16 protein-coding genes are annotated in these 20,125 nt (G+C 34.0%); 2 read left to right on the forward strand and 14 right to left on the reverse strand.

Translation table 11 applies throughout. From position 1 onward, the window contains the following. Nucleotides 1–282 precede the first annotated feature (282 nt). The gene (gene aceA / locus LUU93_RS13060) at nucleotides 283–1,563 is read left to right on the forward strand and encodes an isocitrate lyase (protein WP_232681569.1); all 1,281 of its coding nucleotides are present in this window, start codon (nucleotides 283–285) and stop codon (nucleotides 1,561–1,563) included. A 188-nt stretch (nucleotides 1,564–1,751) separates the two neighbouring features. Here aceA and LUU93_RS13065 read toward each other — a convergent pair whose 3' ends face one another. The 7 genes from LUU93_RS13065 to LUU93_RS13095 all read right to left on the reverse strand — a co-directional run bounded on the left by LUU93_RS13065 (nucleotide 1,752) and on the right by LUU93_RS13095 (nucleotide 10,347). Next, nucleotides 1,752–2,327 carry a Crp/Fnr family transcriptional regulator gene (locus LUU93_RS13065; protein ID WP_232681570.1) on the reverse strand — a complete coding sequence of 192 codons (576 nt, stop codon included), beginning with the start codon at nucleotides 2,325–2,327 and terminating at the stop codon, nucleotides 1,752–1,754. Further along, nucleotides 2,327–2,644 (reverse strand): DUF6370 family protein, encoded by a 318-nt coding sequence (locus LUU93_RS13070; RefSeq protein WP_232681571.1) that lies wholly within the window; start codon nucleotides 2,642–2,644, stop codon nucleotides 2,327–2,329. The genes LUU93_RS13065 and LUU93_RS13070 overlap by 1 nt, the downstream gene beginning before the upstream one ends. A 3-nt stretch (nucleotides 2,645–2,647) precedes the next feature. Beyond that, nucleotides 2,648–3,808 (reverse strand): formate-dependent phosphoribosylglycinamide formyltransferase, encoded by a 1,161-nt coding sequence (gene purT, locus LUU93_RS13075; protein WP_232681572.1) that lies wholly within the window; start codon nucleotides 3,806–3,808, stop codon nucleotides 2,648–2,650. 1,045 nt (nucleotides 3,809–4,853) lie between these two features. Next, complete coding sequence (locus LUU93_RS13080; protein ID WP_232681574.1) at nucleotides 4,854–6,728, reverse strand: peptidase U32 family protein; 1,875 nt, start codon at nucleotides 6,726–6,728, stop codon at nucleotides 4,854–4,856. Nucleotides 6,729–7,045: 317 nt separating this feature from the next. Beyond that, nucleotides 7,046–7,501 (reverse strand): ferritin-like domain-containing protein, encoded by a 456-nt coding sequence (locus LUU93_RS13085; RefSeq protein WP_232681575.1) that lies wholly within the window; start codon nucleotides 7,499–7,501, stop codon nucleotides 7,046–7,048. Between the two features lie 483 nt (nucleotides 7,502–7,984). Further along, the gene (locus tag LUU93_RS13090) at nucleotides 7,985–9,175 is read right to left on the reverse strand and encodes a pyridoxal phosphate-dependent aminotransferase (protein ID WP_232681576.1); all 1,191 of its coding nucleotides are present in this window, start codon (nucleotides 9,173–9,175) and stop codon (nucleotides 7,985–7,987) included. 74 nt (nucleotides 9,176–9,249) lie between these two features. Continuing rightward, on the reverse strand, nucleotides 9,250–10,347 hold the full coding sequence (locus tag LUU93_RS13095; protein WP_232681577.1) for a fatty acid desaturase family protein: 1,098 nt from the start codon (nucleotides 10,345–10,347) through the stop codon (nucleotides 9,250–9,252). A 107-nt stretch (nucleotides 10,348–10,454) separates the two neighbouring features. Here LUU93_RS13095 and rsmG point away from each other — a divergent pair, with 107 nt between their 5' ends. Then, nucleotides 10,455–11,084, forward strand: a complete 630-nt coding sequence (gene rsmG / locus LUU93_RS13100; protein ID WP_232681578.1) for a 16S rRNA (guanine(527)-N(7))-methyltransferase RsmG — start codon at nucleotides 10,455–10,457, stop codon at nucleotides 11,082–11,084. A 70-nt stretch (nucleotides 11,085–11,154) separates the two neighbouring features. Here rsmG and LUU93_RS13105 read toward each other — a convergent pair whose 3' ends face one another. The 7 genes from LUU93_RS13105 to LUU93_RS13135 form a co-directional block, all read right to left on the reverse strand. After that, complete coding sequence (locus LUU93_RS13105; protein WP_232681579.1) at nucleotides 11,155–11,886, reverse strand: hypothetical protein; 732 nt, start codon at nucleotides 11,884–11,886, stop codon at nucleotides 11,155–11,157. Nucleotides 11,887–12,229: 343 nt separating this feature from the next. Then, complete coding sequence (gene pruA / locus LUU93_RS13110; protein ID WP_232681580.1) at nucleotides 12,230–13,855, reverse strand: L-glutamate gamma-semialdehyde dehydrogenase; 1,626 nt, start codon at nucleotides 13,853–13,855, stop codon at nucleotides 12,230–12,232. Between the two features lie 182 nt (nucleotides 13,856–14,037). Further along, entirely contained in the window at nucleotides 14,038–14,424 is a 387-nt protein-coding gene (gene apaG, locus LUU93_RS13115; RefSeq protein WP_073489142.1) for a Co2+/Mg2+ efflux facilitator ApaG/CorD, read from the reverse strand. Nucleotides 14,425–14,503: 79 nt separating this feature from the next. Beyond that, nucleotides 14,504–15,763 (reverse strand): type IX secretion system plug protein, encoded by a 1,260-nt coding sequence (locus LUU93_RS13120; RefSeq protein WP_232681581.1) that lies wholly within the window; start codon nucleotides 15,761–15,763, stop codon nucleotides 14,504–14,506. A gap of 78 nt (nucleotides 15,764–15,841) precedes the next feature. Then, nucleotides 15,842–18,742, reverse strand: a complete 2,901-nt coding sequence (locus LUU93_RS13125) for a DEAD/DEAH box helicase (RefSeq protein ID WP_232681583.1) — start codon at nucleotides 18,740–18,742, stop codon at nucleotides 15,842–15,844. Between the two features lie 121 nt (nucleotides 18,743–18,863). Further along, on the reverse strand, nucleotides 18,864–19,637 hold the full coding sequence (locus LUU93_RS13130; protein ID WP_232681584.1) for a class I SAM-dependent methyltransferase: 774 nt from the start codon (nucleotides 19,635–19,637) through the stop codon (nucleotides 18,864–18,866). 40 nt (nucleotides 19,638–19,677) lie between these two features. Continuing rightward, entirely contained in the window at nucleotides 19,678–20,082 is a 405-nt protein-coding gene (locus LUU93_RS13135) for a GxxExxY protein (RefSeq protein ID WP_232681585.1), read from the reverse strand. Nucleotides 20,083–20,125 lie beyond the last annotated feature (43 nt).

Here is a 20,125-nt window from a genome sequence, read left to right on the forward strand (position 1 = left end):
TTTCACGCAGATTTAGCAGATCAGGCAGATAAAATGAGAATAGAAAATTTCTGCGAATGATTTTAAACACATAGATACATAGTTTTAAAATGTGAATAAAAGAATTTTGAAAAAATCTAGATTTTCACACATAGCTATGTTTGTTTAAACAAATGAAATGCCTTTAACCACAAATGAAAACTATGCTTCTATGTGTTAAAAAAAAATGAGTCCAGTTAAAACTGAACACTTTTAACTGTGAACTGAATACTATCACTTACTAACCACTTAACTTAAACATTTATGAAAACAACAGAAGACAGAATTCAGGAATTGATTAACGATTGGATAACGAACCCAAGATGGAAAGGTGTTGAACGTCCTTACACTGCGAGTGAAGTAGTTACACTTCAGGGTTCATATCATATTGAGCATTCTATTGCCAAAATGGGAGCTCAAAAATTATGGAGAAAGTTAAAAAGTCAGGATTATGTAGCTGGTTTAGGGGCTTTGACCGGGAATCAGGCGATTCAGGAAGTCGATGCAGGTTTAGAAGCGATTTATTTAAGCGGATGGCAGGTTGCTGCCGATGCAAACCTGGCAGGAGAAATGTATCCTGACCAATCGCTTTATCCTGTAAACAGCGTTCCGATGGTGGTAAAAAAGATCAACAACGCTTTATTGCGCGCTGATCAGATTCAGACTGTAAATAATATTGAAGATAAAAAAGATTATCTGGTTCCAATTGTAGCTGATGCCGAAGCGGGTTTTGGCGGTAACTTAAATGCTTTCGAATTAATGAAATCTATGATCGAAGCCGGGGCTTCTGGAGTTCATTTTGAAGATCAGCTGAGTTCTGCTAAAAAGTGCGGCCATTTGGGCGGAAAGGTTTTGGTTCCTACTCAGGAAGCAATCAATAAATTAATTGCTGCGCGTTTGGCAGCAGATGTTATGGGTGTTTCAACTTTAATTGTTGCCAGAACAGATGCTGATGCAGCTAATTTATTAACAAGCGACGCAGATCCTAGAGATAGAAAATTTTTAACTGGAGAGAAAACTGCCGAGGGTTTCTTTTATGTAAATAACGGAATCGAGCAGGGAATTGCAAGAGGTTTGAGTTATGCACCTTACGCTGATTTAATTTGGATGGAAACCAGTAATCCAGATTTAGAATTTGCAAGAAAATTTGCGACAGCTATGAAAAAAGAATTTCCGGATAAAATGCTGGCATACAATTGTTCTCCGTCTTTTAATTGGGCTGCAAAATTAACAGTTGCCGAAATGGAAACGTTTAGAGAAGATTTGGCTGCAATGGGCTATAAATTCCAATTCATTACTTTGGCAGGATTTCATGCTTTAAATACGAGTATGTTTGAATTGTCTAAAGCGTATAAAGAACGCGGAATGGCGGGTTACTCTGAATTGCAGGAACGTGAATTTGATTTACAGAAAAACGGATTCAGAGCGGTAAAACATCAGGCTTTTGTTGGTACTTCTTATTTTGATGCCGTTCAAAATACGGTTATGATAGGAAGGTCTTCAATAACAGCAATGAAACATTCTACTGAGGTTGAGCAATTTTAATTCAAAAGAAAAGCCAGTTCAATGAACTGGCTTTATTTTTTTTGCCACAGATTTCACAGATTAAAAAGGATTTTTTTTAGCCGCGAATTACCACAAATTTTAGTTCAATTTTTAACACAATTTAATTCGTGAAAATTTGTGCAATTCGTGGCAATATTTTTAATCCGTTAAATCTGTGGCAAAAAAACTTATTTCTTCAAAAGCCTAGCCTTCATTTTACTAAAGAATTCTGGCGTTACACCAATGAAAGAAGCGATTTGTTTTTGAGGAACTTTATGAACTAATGTTCCGTATTTTTTAGTAAATTTTTCAAAACGTTCTTCGGCAGGTAAACTTAAATTGTCCATTAATCGCTGTTGATTGGCTACTAACGAATTTTCAATTAAAATTCTAAAAAAGCGTTCCAGTTTTGGAATCTCAAGATACAATTGTTCCTGGTTTTCTTTCGATAAAGAAACAACTTCAGCTTCTTCCAAAACTTCAATAAAAAGCTGTCCCGGTTTTTGCGAAAAATAACTGTACATATCGCTCATCCACCAGCCTTCACAGGCAAAAGAAAGTACGTGTTCAACAATGTTATCGTTGATATTGAAACTCCTTAAAATTCCTGAATTTACAAAATAAGAATGTTTACAGACTTCGCCAGCGTTCAATAAAATTGTTTTGGCTTTGTAAGTATTCGTTTCTAGTTTAGATAAAAAAAGTACCTTTTCCTCTGGTGTCAAAGAAACATGTTTGGCAATATTTTCAAGAATTAATGCCATTATTTTTCGTTTACTAAAGTGAAGGATGTTGCTTTAAAACGATTTTTTTCTATTGTTCCGGTTACAGAAGCTTTTCTGATCGCATTGCAAAACCCATCTTCTGCATGTGCATCTCCGTGATCGTGAATCGTTGTTCCGTCAACGAAATACGTTTTTCCGTCAATACAAACCGCTAGGTCACAACTTTTGCCTTTCATTCCAAATTGGCATTCTCCGCAAGAAGCTTCAACAATTATTGGTTTATTGATTATTTTTTTATCTTGAGCCTGAGCTGCAATTCCAATAAATAAGAAAAGCATGAATATAAGTTTTTTCATTTTTTAAGAATTTACAGTTATTAATTTTGCCGTTTCTTTGGCACGTTCTGTTATTTCGTTGATTGGAGTCGAAAGTGTATCGTGGCTTAAAACAACTCCCATTCGGCGATAGGGTCTTGAAGTTGGTTTTCCAAAAATCCTGAAATCAGTTTTTGGTAAGGCAGCGACTTTTTCAATTCCGGTAAAAGTTGGATTAGTAGAATTTTCTGATGCTAAAATTACAGCACTTGCTCCTGCTTTTTCTAAAGTGATTTCAAAAATTGGAAGACTTAAAATAGCTCTTAAATGTAATTCGAATTCGTTGAAATTCTGAGTTCCCGCTAAAGTTACCATTCCGGTATCATGCGGACGTGGAGAAAGTTCAGAGAAATAAACACCTTCTTTCGTTAAGAAGAACTCAACACCAAAAAGTCCTGCACCGCCAAGCGCTTCGGTAATTTTTTCAGCCATATCCTGGGCTTCATATAAATCAGCTTCAGAAACTTGCGCCGGCTGCCAGCTTTCCTGATAATCGCCGCGTTCTTGTCTGTGGCCAATTGGAGGACAGAATAAAGTTGGATTGCCGTTTTGAGTAATCGTTAAAAGTGTAATTTCTGAATGAAAATCGACAAAAGCCTCTACAATAACTTCAATAACATCACCACGCGATCCTGCAACGGCATATTGCCAAGCTTTTTCGATATCACTTTCTGTTTTTATAGTCGATTGTCCTTTTCCTGATGAAGACATTAAAGGTTTTACTACACACGGAATTCCAACTTCCTGAACGGCTTTTTGCAGTTCTTCTGCTGAAGTGGCGTATTGATATTTGGCTGTTTTTAAACCTAATTCTTTCGCTGCTAAATCACGAATCGCTTTACGGTTCATGGTAAAGTTTGCTGCTTTAGCTGAAGGAACAACGGTGATGCCTTGTTTTTCGTAATCGTAAAAACGTTCGGTGCGAATGGCTTCTATTTCAGGAACTATAAAATCTGGTTTGTGTTTGGCTACGATTTTATCAAGTGCTTCGCCGTCAAGCATATTGATGACTTCAAAATCGTGTGCAACTTGCATTGCCGGGGCATTTTCGTAACTGTCAACAGCAATTATGGTTTGTCCGATTCGTTGCGCGGCAATGACAAATTCTTTGCCTAATTCGCCTGAACCCAGGAGTAGTATTTTCATAGGAGGATATTTGAAATTTTGGAATATAAATGGAGTAGTAAAAGTAGCGAAAAATGTTTTTAACCGCAAAGCCTATTCGCATGGATTGGTGTAGAAACGCACTGCAGTGCGTCTACGTAATGTGGGTTTAACCGCAAAGTTCGCAAAGGATTTACGCAAAGAACGCAAGGTTTTTGTTTTTAAGTTAAAAAAGATCACTAAGAGTTTTTCACTCAGATTTGCTTCGCCTATTCGCTGTCGCTCGGCTTGCAGATTCGGCAGATTTATTTTTTAGGATGAGTTGCCTCCGGCTTTAGCTGGAGGGGGTAAATTGATTAAGTGAGAGGCTTTAGCCAAAATTCTTGCTTTTTTGGCTAAAGCCTAATTGCGAGATTTCTTTTTTGACCTCTAGCTTTAGCTAGAGGCAATTTAATTCAAGATTGGATATTCTGGTTTAGCTTTACCATTATTAAACTGCTTATAAATGTTAAAATCATTAATACAAATGATAGAAATAAAATCATTAGCATTGAAAATAGAATTATGTATGGAATTTGTGATCTTAATACAACAGATAATCCATTAACAAATAGTCCGATTATGTAAATTGTAAAAAATGATAGTATAAGTTTAGAACTTACTCCAAAAGAAAACTGAGAACAAGCTTGAAAGTAAGTTATTTGATTTAATGAATGACTTATTTTTTTAGCGGTATTCCAAAAGAGAAAAACAATGAATATTGGAAATAAGATTCCCCAGAAAATTGAATTCCAAAAAATACCGAAATCACATATTTGAATACATAAATCGATGAAATAACTATCCGAAAATATTAATAATGGAAAAAAAGAGGTAACAAAAATTCCAGTAATAATTGCATGTTTTTGAATGTTATTTTTAGATTCCATTTAAATTTAGTTTGAAGAGTAAAGATAAAAAATGGAATTTATTCTCACGCAGATTTTGGAGATTCGGAAGATTTTAATTTAACCGCAAAGATCGCAAAGATTTTATAAACCTTTGCGAACCTTGCGTATTCCTTTGCGAACTTTGCGGTTAAACTTTTTTAATGAAAATGATCTTCTTCAATTTCAAATTCGGCATCTTTTTCCCAGATTTCCATTTCGCAGGGTTTACAGTTGAATTTTAGTTTGTATTCAAGTTCTCCCTGTTTTAATACTAATGGTTCTTTTAATTTGCCTTCCATTGTATTTCTATGATATTTTGGACATTTTGCCAGCTCGTATTTTATACAATATTTGGTTGTCATTACACGAGATTTTCCTGGATCCCATTGTAACTCGAATGCTTTTTCGATTTCGGTTACACCGTGACGTTCGTAGAATTTACGAGCTGTTTTGTTAGAAACATTGTACATGAAATCCAGTTTGGTTTCTGGATACGGATGTGACGTTTTTACCATTTGGTGTTCCTCACGTTTGTAATTTGCCAAACGAATTTCGGTTAACTGATCGTAAACCGTTCTTCGCATTTCGTTGATTTTTGAAATAGGAAGGAACCAGTTTTGAGAAAACATAATATTGATTTCATCGGCAGTATAAGGAGTGAAACCTGTTTTTGCCAATTGTGTTTTAATATTTTCTTCAATTGATTCGCCTGTTTTAGTCTGTTCTTTTGAGTGTTCTAAATTAACGATACTTACGTTTCCGTCTTCATCGGTTGCGATTAATTCAAAACCGGTTTCATTTTCGGTAAGCAATAAAGTAGTACCGATTTTACGAACAGCACTGTCTTCTCTTTCAACAATTTTGATGAAAGCGGCGTCGTTATTTCTGTAGATGAAAGTTCCGTCTTTTACTTCTTTTAAAACGTTCGGGTAAATTTTACCGTTTTCGGCTTTGTTTACGTAGATTCCGTCGGCTTCATTGTTTTCGTTAATGAAACAAAGTCCGTCACCGTTGTTTAATAATTCGCCGTTTTCAATTTCGTAAGCGTTCCCAACAGTTCGGATCAATTTACCAATATACTGCCCTTTTGATTTTGGGCTTTCCCAAGAACCAATTGTGTTATGTCTTTCGTTTACAAAATAATCGGTATAACCACGGTTGAAAGTTCTGCTTAAGGTAGAATCAAAAGTATAAGTGCATTTTCCAGAAGAAGCTTTTGTGTATTTATCGCTTCCTGCACCTTCTAAAAAGTTGTCTAATTTCTGACGTAAATATGAAACGTTGTTTTTTACGTAAACTACATCTTTTAATCGGCCTTCGATTTTAAAAGAAACGATTCCGGCCTCGATCAAATTCGGAATTTGATCTGAAACATCTAAATCTTTTATCGAAAGTAAGTGACTGTTTTTAATTAAAGTATCTCCATTTCCGTCGATTAAGTTATACGGTAAACGGCAGTTTTGCGCGCAAGAACCACGATTGGCGCTGCGTTCTCCGTTTGCCACACTCATGTAGCAGTTTCCACTGAAGGATACACATAATGCACCGGTTACGAAAAACTCTAATTCAACATCAGCATGGTCGTATATTTCTTTAATTTGATGCAGGTTTAATTCACGTGCCAAAACCACGCGTTTGATTCCAGCATCTTTTAGGAATTTAATTTTATCTGCATCACGATTATTGGCTTGTGTGCTGGCGTGAAGTACGATAGGAGGAAGCTCCATTTCCATAATAGCCATATCCTGAATAATCAGGGCATCGACACCAATCTCATACAATTCCCAGATCATTTGACGGCAAGTTTCTAATTCGTTGTCGTACAAAATGGTATTCATAACCACAAAAACCTGTGCATTAAATAAGTGCGCATATTTTACCAACTCAGCAACATCTTCAATAGAGTTGTTGGCATTAGATCGTGCACCAAATTGCGGAGCTCCAATATATACTGCATCAGCACCACTGTTTATGGCTGCGATTCCTCCAATTAAATCTTTAGCAGGAGCTAATATTTCGATTTTCTTCTTCATTTCTAAAACTTTAGACTTTTGTGGTATTCCCGAAAAAAAGTGTGCAAAGGTCTTATAAATTATTTGAGTTTGCTAACGATGAAGGGATTTTTTTGAAATTGTTAACTTAATATGGAATGAGTTAATGTTATTTTCTTTAAAATCCGTTGCTGCAAAATGAATCGTTCCTTCGGAACTTTATTAAGAAGAGCTGTAAGTTCGGAACATATTTTAGGAACGGATTTTAATCCGCTCATGTATGTCGATATATAAAAATAAAAAAACTATCTGATTATTTAAACCAGATAGTTTCCCTAAAATAAAAGTGTCAATAATAATTAGTTCGCTTTCATTTTAATTTGCGATAAAGTATTTTGAATACTGTTTAGTTGTTTTGAAACAATGAAAACCTGGCTGTGTTCCAAATCGTTTTCTTCAAGTGCTTTTTTGTATTTTTCAATAACGGCTTCTTCTCCGGTAATACAGGCATTTATAATGGCTTTAGTATCTCCGCCGGTAAAAGATGATTTGATATCAATCCATGTTCTATGTAATGCGCCTAATGGCCCACCGCCGGAAGTATCTGTTGATTTTCCGAGTTTGTTGATTTCGTCTTGTAATTCTACAATAAATAAAGCTCTTTCACGGGCATATTCCAGAAAATCAGCTTTGAGGGCTAAATTCTCAACATGTTCTGCGGCGTTTGTATATCCTAGTTTTCCGTCTTCAAGAATTGAAATTAATCCTTCTAAAGTTTTAACTGTTTCTTTTGTGGTTTCATCTGTATGTATCATGACTAATAGTTTTTAAATTAATACATTACAAAGTTGGTGATTTCTAAAGTGTTATGTTTTACAGGATTATGTGCAGGGTTTTACAATATTGTGGAATGGGAATTTTGAAAATATTGATTTGTTTTATTCAGATTTAATTGCCTCCAGCTTTAGCTGGAGAAAGTTAAATGGACTAGGAATGGGCTTTAGCCAAAGGTATAGTTTGGCTAAAGCCAGTATGGAAGCTTATTTTAACCTCCAGCTAAAGCTGGAGGCAATTAAACTAAATGTTATTTATTTCTTTTTAAAATGAATTTTTCTCGTTTTCGCTTTGCGTGAGGGATTGAGGCGGTATCCTTTTATGAAGCGGAGCGAAATAAAAGATATAGCCGAAAGCCCGACCCGGAGGGACACGCCCAAATTAATCCCATAAAAAAACAGCTTAAAGTATAAAAGTGATGAAACTTTTGAACCTTAAGCCGTTTTTATAAACTTAGAATATTGTTATGCAGTCAAAGCTTCTTTGATTCTGCGTAATGCTTCTTTTAAAATGTCGTTGCTTGTTGCATAAGAGAAACGAATACAATTTGGATTTCCGAAAGCGTCTCCTGTTACTGTTGCAACATTCGCTTCGGCCAAAAGATACATCGAAACATCGTTTGCATCTTTGATTTCAGTTCCTTTTAATGTTTTTCCGAAGAAAGAAGAAACGTCTGGGAATACATAAAATGCACCTTCTGGAACGTTGATTTTTACTCCCGGGATTTCTTTTAACAATCCAACAACTAAATCTCTGCGACCGTGGAAAGCCTGAACCATTTCGTTTAATACTTTTGGATCTGCATCTACAGCTGTAATTGTAGCTCTTTGTGCCACAGAGTTTGCTCCAGATGTTACTTGCCCCTGAATCTTTGTACACGCTTTTGCGATAAATTCTGGCGCTCCAATATATCCAATTCTGTATCCAGTCATTGCAAATGCTTTAGCAACTCCGTTTACTGTGATTGTTTTTTCCAACATTCCCGGAATTGAACCGATACTGCAGAAAGTTCCTGAGAAATTAATGTGTTCATAAATCTCATCGGCAACTACGTAAATATTTGGATGTTTTTCTAAAACTTTTGCAAGCGCTGTTAATTCTTCTCTGCTGTAAACAGATCCTGAAGGATTACATGGAGAAGAGAACCACATCATTTTTGTTTTTGGCGTGATTGAAGCTTCTAATTGTTCTGGAGTAATTTTGAAATCTGTTTCTACAGATGTTGGAACTTCAACAGGGACTCCGCCAGAAAGTTTTACGATTTCGAAATAAGAAACCCAGTATGGCGCTGGTAAAATAACTTCGTCACCATCGTTTAACATTACTTGTGCAATGTTGTATAAAGATTGTTTTGCTCCCGTAGAAACTACGATTTGAGATGGTTTGTACTCTAAATCATTGTCTCTTTTAAATTTTCTGCAGATAGCTTCTTTTAAGTCCTGATATCCATCAACAGGAGAATATGTGCTGTAATTATCGTCGATTGCTTTTTTTGCAGCTTCTTTAATAAAGTCTGGCGTATTAAAATCTGGTTCACCTAAACTTAAACTGATAATGTCTTTTCCTTGTGCTTTTAGCTCGCGTGCTAAAGCCGCCATTGCTAAAGTTTGTGAAGTCGCTAAGTTGTTGATTCTGTCCGAAAGAATATGGTTCATTATAAAAATTTTGAATGTCCTTAATTTGCTGCGCTAATTTAAGGAAGGTTAATTATTAATAGATTTTTTTTAGTTTAAACAGATAATTCAGGTTTCATTCCTAAGTCACGCAAATGTTTAAAGTGAGCTGCAATAGCACTTCGCATTGTTTTGTATTCGTAATAGGGTAAATTACATTCTTTTGCAGTTTCCTTTACAATTTTTGCAATTTTACCATAGTGAATGTGACTGATATTTGGAAAAATATGATGTTCGATTTGGTGATTCAATCCGCCAGTGTACCAATTTACAATTGCATTTTTTGGTGCAAAATTAGTTGTGGTGTACAATTGGTGAACTGCCCATGTGTTGTCCATTTCTCCTAATTCATTTGGAGATGGATTTGTAGTGTGGTCTACAACGTGTGCCAATTGAAATACAACACTTAAGATCAATCCGGCTGTGTAGTGCATTACGAAAAAGCCAATAAGTACTTTCCACCAAGAAATTCCAATAAGCATTGGTAAAACAATCCAGATTGAGATATAAATGATTTTAGTGATGATTAAAGTTGTCCAAAGAATTTTTGGGCTTTTTGGCTCTCCGTAAGATAATTTTCTTTTAAGATAATTTCTCATTTGCTTAAAATCGGTAGTAATAGCCCAATTGAAAGTCAATAAACCATATAAGAAAACAGAGTAATAATGTTGAAAACGGTGAAAACTATGCCATTCTGCATGCTTTGTAAAACGGATAATTCTTCCGGCATCTAAGTCTTCGTCGTGCCCCGGAATATTAGTATAAGTATGGTGAAGCACATTGTGCTGAACCTGCCAGTTGTAAACGTTTCCGGCCAGAACATAAATGGTTCCGCCCATGAATTTATTAATCCAGCTTTTATTAGAGTACGAACCGTGATTACCATCGTGCATTACGTTCATTCCAACACCTGCCATTCCAACGCCAATGACGATAGATAAAAGCAGCATTACCCAAAAAGGCATATTTAAGGTAAGTATTAAAAAATATGGAGTTAAAAAAACTGCGAATAGAATAACGGCTTTTAAATGTAACTTCCAGTTCCCTGTTTTCTGAATGTTATTCTCCTTAAAGTAATTGTTTACCCGAGAATTAAGTGTTCTGAAAAACTTCAGATTGTCTTGCCTTGCAAAAGTTGGAGCAGTGTTATTCATAATTAATTTAAATAGTTTTCAAAGGTAATTATTATAAATTTTCAATTTGCAAAATTGAGTTAAATATTTCAATCGTAAAGTAGTACTTTTGTTAAAAATTTACAGCAATGGATGAGATATTGAAATATTTTCCCAATTTGACCGATCTTCAAATTGAACAATTTCAAAAATTAGACTTTTTATACCACGATTGGAATGAAAAAATCAATGTGATTTCACGCAAAGACATTGATTCTTTATATACAAAACATATTTTACATTCATTAGGAATTGCCAAAATAATGAAATTTGAGCCCGGAGCAACAGTTTTAGATGTTGGAACGGGCGGCGGTTTTCCCGGCATTCCGTTAGCGATTCTTTTTCCGGAAACTCGTTTTTATTTAATTGATGTTATAGCAAAAAAAATAAAAGTGGTTCAGGGTGTTGTTGATGCATTAGAATTAAAGAACGTAAAAGCTGAACAAAAACGTGCTGAATTGGTAAAAGGTGATTTCGATTTTATCGTAAGCCGTGCCGTAACCAATATGCCGGATTTTGTTTCGTGGATAAAAGATAAAATTAAAAAGCAGCATAAGCATACTTTAAAAAATGGTATTCTATATTTGAAAGGCGGTGATCTGACTGAAGAATTAAAAGATTTTCCAAATGCGGCTTTGTATGATTTAGCAGCAATATTTGATGATGAATTTTTTGAAACCAAAAAAGTGGTTCATCTTCCTTTAAAGTTTAAGTCCTAAATATAAATAAAAGTAAATAACCCGGAAAGAATTTCTTTACGGGTTATTTTTGAATTAATAGTTTCTACTACTAAGATGCTTTCCTAGAGAAGTCTAGAAAAGGGTTTGCTTTTATGTCTAAATTATCAATAAAGTTATGAATTGCATTTTCTGACGCTTCGACAGAATATTTAAACGCAGCATCAAAAAAGAATTCTCTGCATAAAACAGGTTCGTTTGATGAGTCGTAAATTGCTTCATCTGATTCATCAAGATTATCATAACTGTATTGGCAAGGATATAAACGAATTAATTCTATAATTGTATTATCGAACCATTTATCAAATATTTTCTTTTTTGGGGTTACGTGTCGGGCTAGTAATGCCAGGCCTACAAGTTCGCTTTGAAGCAGGTAAGATCCTTTTCTGTATTTTACATCGACCATTCTCACATTCATTAGAGCGATCCATAAAGCACCATTAACAGATCCGTTAGCAGGTATGTCAAGATCACAATCAAATAACAAAGGATTTGTTTGTTCACGATCGTTAATCGAGCACCAAAGTGCTTCAATACGTTTTTGTGTATCTTCTGTAAATTTTGTGTAACCTGTAAAACGCCAGTAAATCCATTCTAATAAAGCTGCAGTTAGACCTACAGAAGCTTTGTGGTTAATTTGCATTAATACACTTTCTAATGCATCATTACCTTCAATAGGATCTAAAAGCTGATCTATTTTCTTTTTAGTCCATTTAAAGTTAATTGGATGCCCAATGCTTTTTGCTTCTGAAATTACCTCTGGTACGTTGTTTAAATTTCTCATGTTTTGTAGTTCTTTATCTTATATAAATAGTAGTTTTTTACGAGGACAAATTTAGAGTCATGCATCTTTTTAGTAGGGAACAAGAAGTTTTTAAAATATCAAAATATGTTTTTTTTAATGTGTATATAGCTGATAATTAGTGTTATAAGAAAAATACTACATTTTTTTAAAATTGTCGTACATGTAAGACTTTATGCCAATTTGAAACCTGACTTTATTATTGCCAGAAGTATCTAAAAAAGCATTTTCATGTAAGTCTAACGGAAAAAACAAAAGCCGAATCTTTTCAAGATTCGGCTTTTTTATATGGACAGGTCTCAAAACCTGAAACTTGAAACAAAAATTAACCTAAGAAAGGATATCTGTAATCTTCCGGAGTTACAAAAGTTTCTTTGATCGTTCTTGGAGAAGCCCAGCGTAATAAGTTTAATGCAGAACCTGCTTTATCGTTAGTTCCAGAAGCTCTTGCACCACCAAAAGGCTGCATTCCTACAACTGCTCCGGTTGGTTTGTCATTAATATAGAAGTTACCAGCAGAGTTTTGTAATTTTGTAGTTGCTGTTTCAATAGCATAACGATCCTGGCTGAAAACAGCTCCTGTTAAAGCATACTCAGAAGTAGTATCAACTAATTCTAAAGCTTCTTCCCATTTAGCATCCTCGTAAACATAAATTGTAATTATTGGTCCGAATAATTCGGTTTCCATTGTAGTATATTTTGGGTTTGTAGTTACAATAACCGTTGGCTCAATAAAGTATCCAACTGATTTATCGTAATTTCCACCAATAATGATTTCAGCATCAGCATCTTTTTTAGCCTGATCAATATAACTAGCTAATTTATCAAAAGAACCTTCGTGAATAACTGCTGTAATAAAGTTTCCGAAATCTTCCGGAGAACCCATTTTCATAGATTTTACATCAGTAATTAATTGTTCTTTTACAGCTGGCCATAAACTTTGTGGAATATAAGCTCTTGAAGCTGCAGAACATTTTTGACCTTGGAATTCGAAAGCTCCACGAGTAATACCCGTAACAACTTGTTTTACGTTTGCGCTTGGGTGTGCAATGATAAAATCTTTACCACCAGTTTCACCAACGATTCTTGGGTACGTTTTATAATGGTGGATGTTAGCTCCAATTTTTGCCCAGATATCTTTAAATACGTGAGTTGAACCTGTAAAATGAACACCGGCAAAATCACGGCTTGCCAAAACAGTATCTGTAATCATTAAAGCATCTCCAAAAACTACGTTGATTACACCGTCTGGAACTCCAGCTTCTTTGAAAACATCGATGATGATTTTTGCAGAGAAGACCTGGCTGTCACTTGGTTTCCAAACCACAACGTTACCCATCATAGCAGCACTTGCAGGAAGATTTGCAGCAATAGCAGTAAAGTTAAAAGGTGTAATAGCGTAAACAAAACCTTCAAGGGGTCTGTATTCTAAACGGTTCCAAACAGTAGAATCTGATTTTGGCTGATCGTTGTAGATTTGAGTCATAAACTCAACATTGTAACGTAAAAAGTCAATTAATTCACAAGAAGCATCAATTTCTGCCTGGTGAATATTTTTAGACTGACCAATCATAGTTGCAGCATTAATACGCGCCCTGTAAGGACCAGCGATTAATTCAGCAGCTTTTAAGAAAATAGCAGCACGTTGTTCCCATGCCATGTTTGCCCATGCTTTTCTTGATTCAAGAGCATTTGCAATTGCTTTTTCGATATGTTGTTTTTCAGCTAAATGATACTTTCCAACGATGTGTTTGTGATCATGAGGAGCTGTAATATTTCTTGTGTTTCCAGTTTTGATTTCTTCGCTTCCAATATATAAAGGAACATCAATTTGAGCGTTCCACATTGTAGTATAAGCTGCCTGAACAGCTGCTTTTTCTGGTGAGTTCGGTGCGTAGCTTTTTACAGGCTCGTTTACCGCTTTTGGTACATGAAAGAATCCTTTTAACATGGGATAAATTATTTTAAAATTTACGAATTGTTTAATTTTTTACAAAAGTACAAATGATAATTTGATTATATCACAATACAAGATTAAAAAGTTGTAATTTAATAAACTAATAGGGGTAAATTGTAAAAACATCTATCCATGTAAATGTTTAAGTTTGAGTTTTTTTCTGAAAAAAACTTGAATTAATTCAATGCAAAAGGAGCGCACATTCTAAAAGTAGGTACAATTACTTTGAATGTTTTGGTTGTAGTGAAATTGATCATATTAAAATGACCTTTCATGGCACCATAAGGAGATGATAATAAGCAACCAGAGCTGTAAGTGTGGTTTTCTCCCGGTTTTAAAACTGGTTTTTTACCTATAACGCCTTCACCATCAACGATATCTAAGTCGTTTAATGAATCGTGGATTTCCCAGTGGCGAGAAGTTAACTGAACAGAATCTTTACTATGATTTTCGATTGTAACCACGTAACTAAAAGCAAAGTGAATCTTATAGTTCTTGAAGTAAGTGCCTTCAAAACTAGTTAGAACCGATATTTTTATGCCTCGTGTAATTTGAGAAACCATATTAACCTAGTAAATCTGTGTGAGTTATAGGTACAAAGCTACGAAAAAAAAACAGGAAACCTAAAACCTTAACAATGTTTTAATTAACGATATTTATGGAGTTTGCATTACCTTTTCCTATAACTCTTTGATAACGATCAGTACTTTCTTTGTAATAAACTAATATAGTATACTCATTTTCTGTTTGATAAAAATTACCGTCAATGGCATTTTCATTATCTATATTCCCTTTTTTATCGGCAACGGTGTATTGAAAATTAGTAAAACCTTGTTTGATCATTATTGCTTTTTCAAAAACGGCTTTATCAGTATTATAATCCAGTTTATATTCTGGTGAAAGGCTGTAATTATTGAACATTCCCGTAACATAAATATCTTTGTTAAGCCTGAAAGCCGGCGCCGAAAGCGAAAAGTAAACCCAGGCATAATCAGCTTCAATGCTGTTATCTGAGCCATTTATATTTTTTACCACAAAATTACCGTTTACGTCCTGATAATTGGTATAAATCTGATTTCCTCTTGCTGCATTGGTATACAAATAAGCGTTATAAATATCGTTGTTAGCACCCACTTTACCAACGTTATTATTGGCTGCACGAATGTCTTTATTTTCAAAATATAAAAATTCGTTTCCACCCCAAAACTGCGTTTCGGCATCGTATTTATAAACCAGTTGATTCCCAATTGTGTATTGTGGCGGGATATTTTTAATAACCGTATTAAAATTTCCGTTTTGTAATAAAAGAACTTTTACATTTTGAATTGGAGTTTGAAAAGTAATATCATTAGAAACAATCGAAAAATCTAAATTCTGTTTGTAATCAATATTGCTCAGGTTTCGGGTTCTTTTTACCTGTGCCGCAACTGTACAATGTTCTTCATAAATAATGAATTTTCTGGAGAAAATAACTTCTTTATCTTCATTTAAAATTTTCAAAATATAATTTCCAGACAATCGTATCTGTGTTGTAAACTGGTTTGGAAATGCCAATCTATAATGCGAATAAACCTGAAGCGTGTTAAACGAGTTCGAATAATCTGTAATTCTTTGACCGTCAAAACCTCTTAAATAATCTGTTTTTGGAATATCTGTTGGTTTCCAGTTATAATCGCAATGTGTGATTTCAAAATAATAATTGGCTTCATTTCCAAACAAATCATCAAACTGAAATTCAAAAGTAGAATTCATTTCAAATATCGGAACAACATTATTGCCATTCTGAACAAAAGTAACGGTTTTGATATTGTATGGAGGAACTACTTCAGTTTGTATTTCCTGAGCTTTCGCGAAAGTAAAAACAAAAAACAAAAGCAGACTTTGATATAAAAATTTTGGCATCTTATTACGTTGTAAGATTGTAAATATAAGAATTTTATTAAACGTAATAAGATGTCATTTATTGGACGGAGCGATTTATTAAGAATTTAAAATGTATTCTAAATTAGCTTCGATCTCATCATTTATGTAGCTTTCCTCTAAAAGGGAATCAGATAAAAGCTTTTTATTTTCCTGCAGTTTGATGATTTTTTCTTCTACCGTATTTTTCGAAATAAAACGAATCACGTTTACTTTATTCAATTGCCCAATTCGGTGTGCCCTTCCAACTCCTTGTTTTTCTGCGAAAGGATTCCACCACGGATCTAAAAATAAAACATAAGAAGCTTTAGTAATATTTAAACCGACGCCTCCTGCTTTTAACGAAATAAAAAACAATAAAGGTTCTTCTTTTTCCTGAAACAGTTTTACCTGCTGTTCTCTTTTGCTGGCTGGCGTTTCTCCTGTAATCTCACAATATCCTATTTTGTTTTCCTTGCACCAATCGGTATAAAAATGCAGGTTGGTAACAAACGAACTGAAAATGATTACTTTCTGTTTTGCTTTGACTAAATTTTCCAAATAATTTGTAACAGCAATATATTTTCCGGAATCAATTTCAGATTCCTGATCTACCATTTTTGGGTGATTACTCAATTGTCTTAACTTCATCAGCGTATTAATAATGCTGATTTTGTCCGGACTTGAACCATCCATTTTTAATAAAAAGTTACGCGCTTTTGATTTTTCCTGTTCATATAATTTTTCCTGTTCAGGATCCATTTCACAATAATAAATCTGCTCTGATAATTCAGGTAAATCTTTTAAAACCTGTTCCTTGGTTCTTCGCAAAATATAAGGCTGAACCAGATTTTTTAATTCAGATAAAACCTCTTCATTCTGCTTTTTCTCAATTGGGATTTTAAAATTCTCAGCAAAGAAATTATAAGTGCCCAAAATATCAGGATTAATAAACTGCATCTGCGACCATAAATCGTCCAGCGAATTTTCGATAGGCGTACCACTTAAAGCGATTTTATGACCTGTACTTATTTTATTAATGGCTTTAAAAATCTTAGAATTTTTATTTTTAATGTATTGACTTTCGTCCAAAATCAAATAACGGAAATCATATTTTTCTAAAATTGAAATATCACGATGAATAATGCTGTAGCTCGTAAAAATTAAATCAGTTGTGGCTAATCTTGCGGCTAGTTGTTTTCTGTCATTACCCACATATTGCATTTTTGAAAAATGCGGAGTAAATTTTGCAGCTTCATTGTACCAGTTAAAAACCAATGAAGAAGGCAAAACAATCAAAGTTTTAAGTGGTTCTCTTTCTATAGTAGTTTCGTTTGCAAATAAATCAAAATTGGTAGTTTTCGTAGTAAATCCTAATTGTTCCTGAACGGCAACCAAAACAGCTAAAGTCTGCAATGTTTTTCCAAGTCCCATATCATCGGCAAGACAAGCGCCCAAATTCGAATTAAAATGTCCTAAAAGCCATTTTACACCATCGATTTGATAAGGCCTTAAAGTTGCTTTCAATAAATCAGAAGCCACATATTCAGCTTTATACGTTACATCATCTTTGATTTCGGCAATAGCATCAAGGGCAGTAAAATTACTTTTGCGTAAAAGTAAAGTGCCGCTTTCTATTTTTCCGAGTTTTGCCAGCGAACTGTATTTACTGAACCATTCTAACGGAATCAGGAAATAATTTCCGTCAGGCAGAGGGAAAAGCCTTTCTTTGCTTTTTATGTTTGGAATAATTTCGCTGAAATTAATCGTATATGACCCAATTGTAATGATGATTTTAATGTCAAACCAATCTCCGTTTGTGTCTTTTGATGCAGAAACCGTATGATTTGAGGTAACGATTTCTTTGCTTTCGAGCTTTAAATTTTGAATGTTAAAACCTAAACTTTCCAGTTTTTCTTTATTATCAATTATCAATTGAATGTTGATATAAGGATCAGAAGTTTCAGCCTCAGAATTTAATCCAAATAATTCATTTTTGATTTTTATTAAACCAATTTCAAGTAATTTATCGACATACAAATTTTCATCAGCATTTCGTTTAAACTGAATGATTTTCGGTTCATTGGCAACGCTGAAATCTACAAACGAATGCGTTTTCTTTGTTTTACTTCCATCAAATGAATAACCGTTATAATCAAAATAAAGGTTGAGGTAATAACAGTTTTTAAAGAAATCATAAACCGGCTGAATCGTGCAGGAAGTAATTTCATCGCGCTGCTCAATTTCAAAACCTGTTGCTTCGATATCAATTTTTTTGGCTATTTCGGGAATGAAATTCTTAAAATAATCATCAACTAATTTGGATGGTATTTCAATTGATTTTTTCTTTAAAAAAGGCATCAGTTTTTTAGAATTAAGCTCTTTTAACTGACCTAATTTTTTATTGATAATTAACCAGCCCGGTTCATCCAAAAGGATATCAACATTGCTTTCCATGGGTAAAAAAGCCGTTTCGTTTTCTTTTAAAGAAAGGGTATAGGTAATTCCTTCGGCGTGTTTGTCAAATTGAATTTGCGGCTCAAAATAAAGCGGACTAATATCGACTCTCGAACGATAAAAATCTTTTTCGGGCCCAATGTTTATTGACAACGGAAATTGTCCCTCAACAATTAGGCTGTAAAAAGAAGACAGATTTAATTTTAAATGCTGACGAATGGCAAACTCAATTTTAGAATCTTTTTGTAAATCAGCAATGGTTTTTGCCGATTTGATTTTAGCACTGAATTTTTTGAATATGAATTCAGGCTTTAAAGATTCGCAAGCCGTCAGTATTTTTTTTGTATTCGAATCTAAATCGTCAAAAACAATTCCGAAACTTTGAATTATTCCGGCGGTTGCTTTTTTGTCCAGATATTTGATTTCATCGGTATTCTCAACGATGTAGGATGTTGGAATGTAAACATTCAGATTTTTTTCAAAACTGATGTCAAAACAGAACTGAAATGATTTTGTAGGTTCCAAGGTTTAGGGATTTGGTTGGCTTGTAAATTAGTTATTGGGCAAAAAAATAAAGAGTTTTCAAAATATCAATAATTTGAAAACTCTTTTAAAATGAACTTGTATCACTTATATGGTGAAAAAATTAGTTTTCCTGTTTAAAGCAAAGTGGTATAATCTCGCCTTTTGCCAAACAGTATTTTTTTACCAATTCTGGTGAAATTTTATTGGTGTAATCTTCTTCAATTACAATAAAACCAATGCTTCTTAATTTGTCGAAATAATCGCGGCCGTAAATACGAACGTGATCGTATTGTCCGAATATTTTAGCACGCTCTTTTTGATCTGTAATTGAATCATCAGCGAAAGTAATTGCACGGTTTAAATCTTGTGGAATTTGTAAAATCGCCATTCCGCCCGGTTTTAAAACACGGAACAATTCCTGCATTGCTTTTGTATCATCTGGAATATGTTCTAAAACGTGATTACATAAAATCACATCATATTCGTTGTCTTTAAAAGGTAAATTACAGATATCTGCTTTTACATCTGCCAAAGGCGAAAATAAATCTGTTGTTGTATAATCCAGGTTTTTCTGCTTGCGGAATCTTTTGTAAAAAGCTTGTTCCGGCGCAAAATGCAAAACTTTTTTTGGAGCTGTAAAAAAATCAGTCTGATCGTTTAAATACAGCCAAAGCAAACGATGTCTTTCTAAAGAAAGTGTACTTGGCGAAAGTACATTGTTACGCTGTTTTCCATATCCGTAAGGTAAAAAAGATTTAAAGCTTCTGCCATCGATAGGATCAGTAAATTTATCTCCCTTTAATGAGAAAGCTAAAATGGGACGCGCTACATAACTCAAACGAATTAATAATGGACGCGGTATTGTATTAAGTACTAATTTAAAAAGTTTTTTCATGGGGCTGTTTCGCAGAGTTACACAAAGGAGACACAGAGTTTCACAAAGTGTTTATAAATCTTTTTATGTTGTTTTTTAATATTTTTGAATCAAAATTGATAAGTAATCCTAATGGATAATTTCCAAGTTTCAGATAGGTTAGTATTTGCGCAAAATGTACATCGTTAAAAGCTTCGACAGTTTTTAATTCAATGACAATCGTGTTTTCTATTAATAAATCAATTCGATATCCATGATCTAGTTTTATGTCTTTATAAATTATGGGTAAAACTTTTTGGCGTTCAACAGTCAAGCCGGCATTTACTATTTCATAATATAAACATTCTTGATAAGCAGATTCTAATAAACCAGGACCAAGCTGTTTGTGAACTTCAATCGCTAAACCAATAATTTTATATGTAATTGCATCTAATCTATTACGAGATTCATTGTTTTCTTCAAACATTTAAAAGGCTTGTAAAATAAATAATTTTGTGAATCTTGGCGTA

The organism is Flavobacterium soyae (assembly GCF_021245985.1).
In the GTDB taxonomy this organism is placed as follows: Bacteria; Bacteroidota; Bacteroidia; order Flavobacteriales; family Flavobacteriaceae; genus Flavobacterium; species Flavobacterium soyae.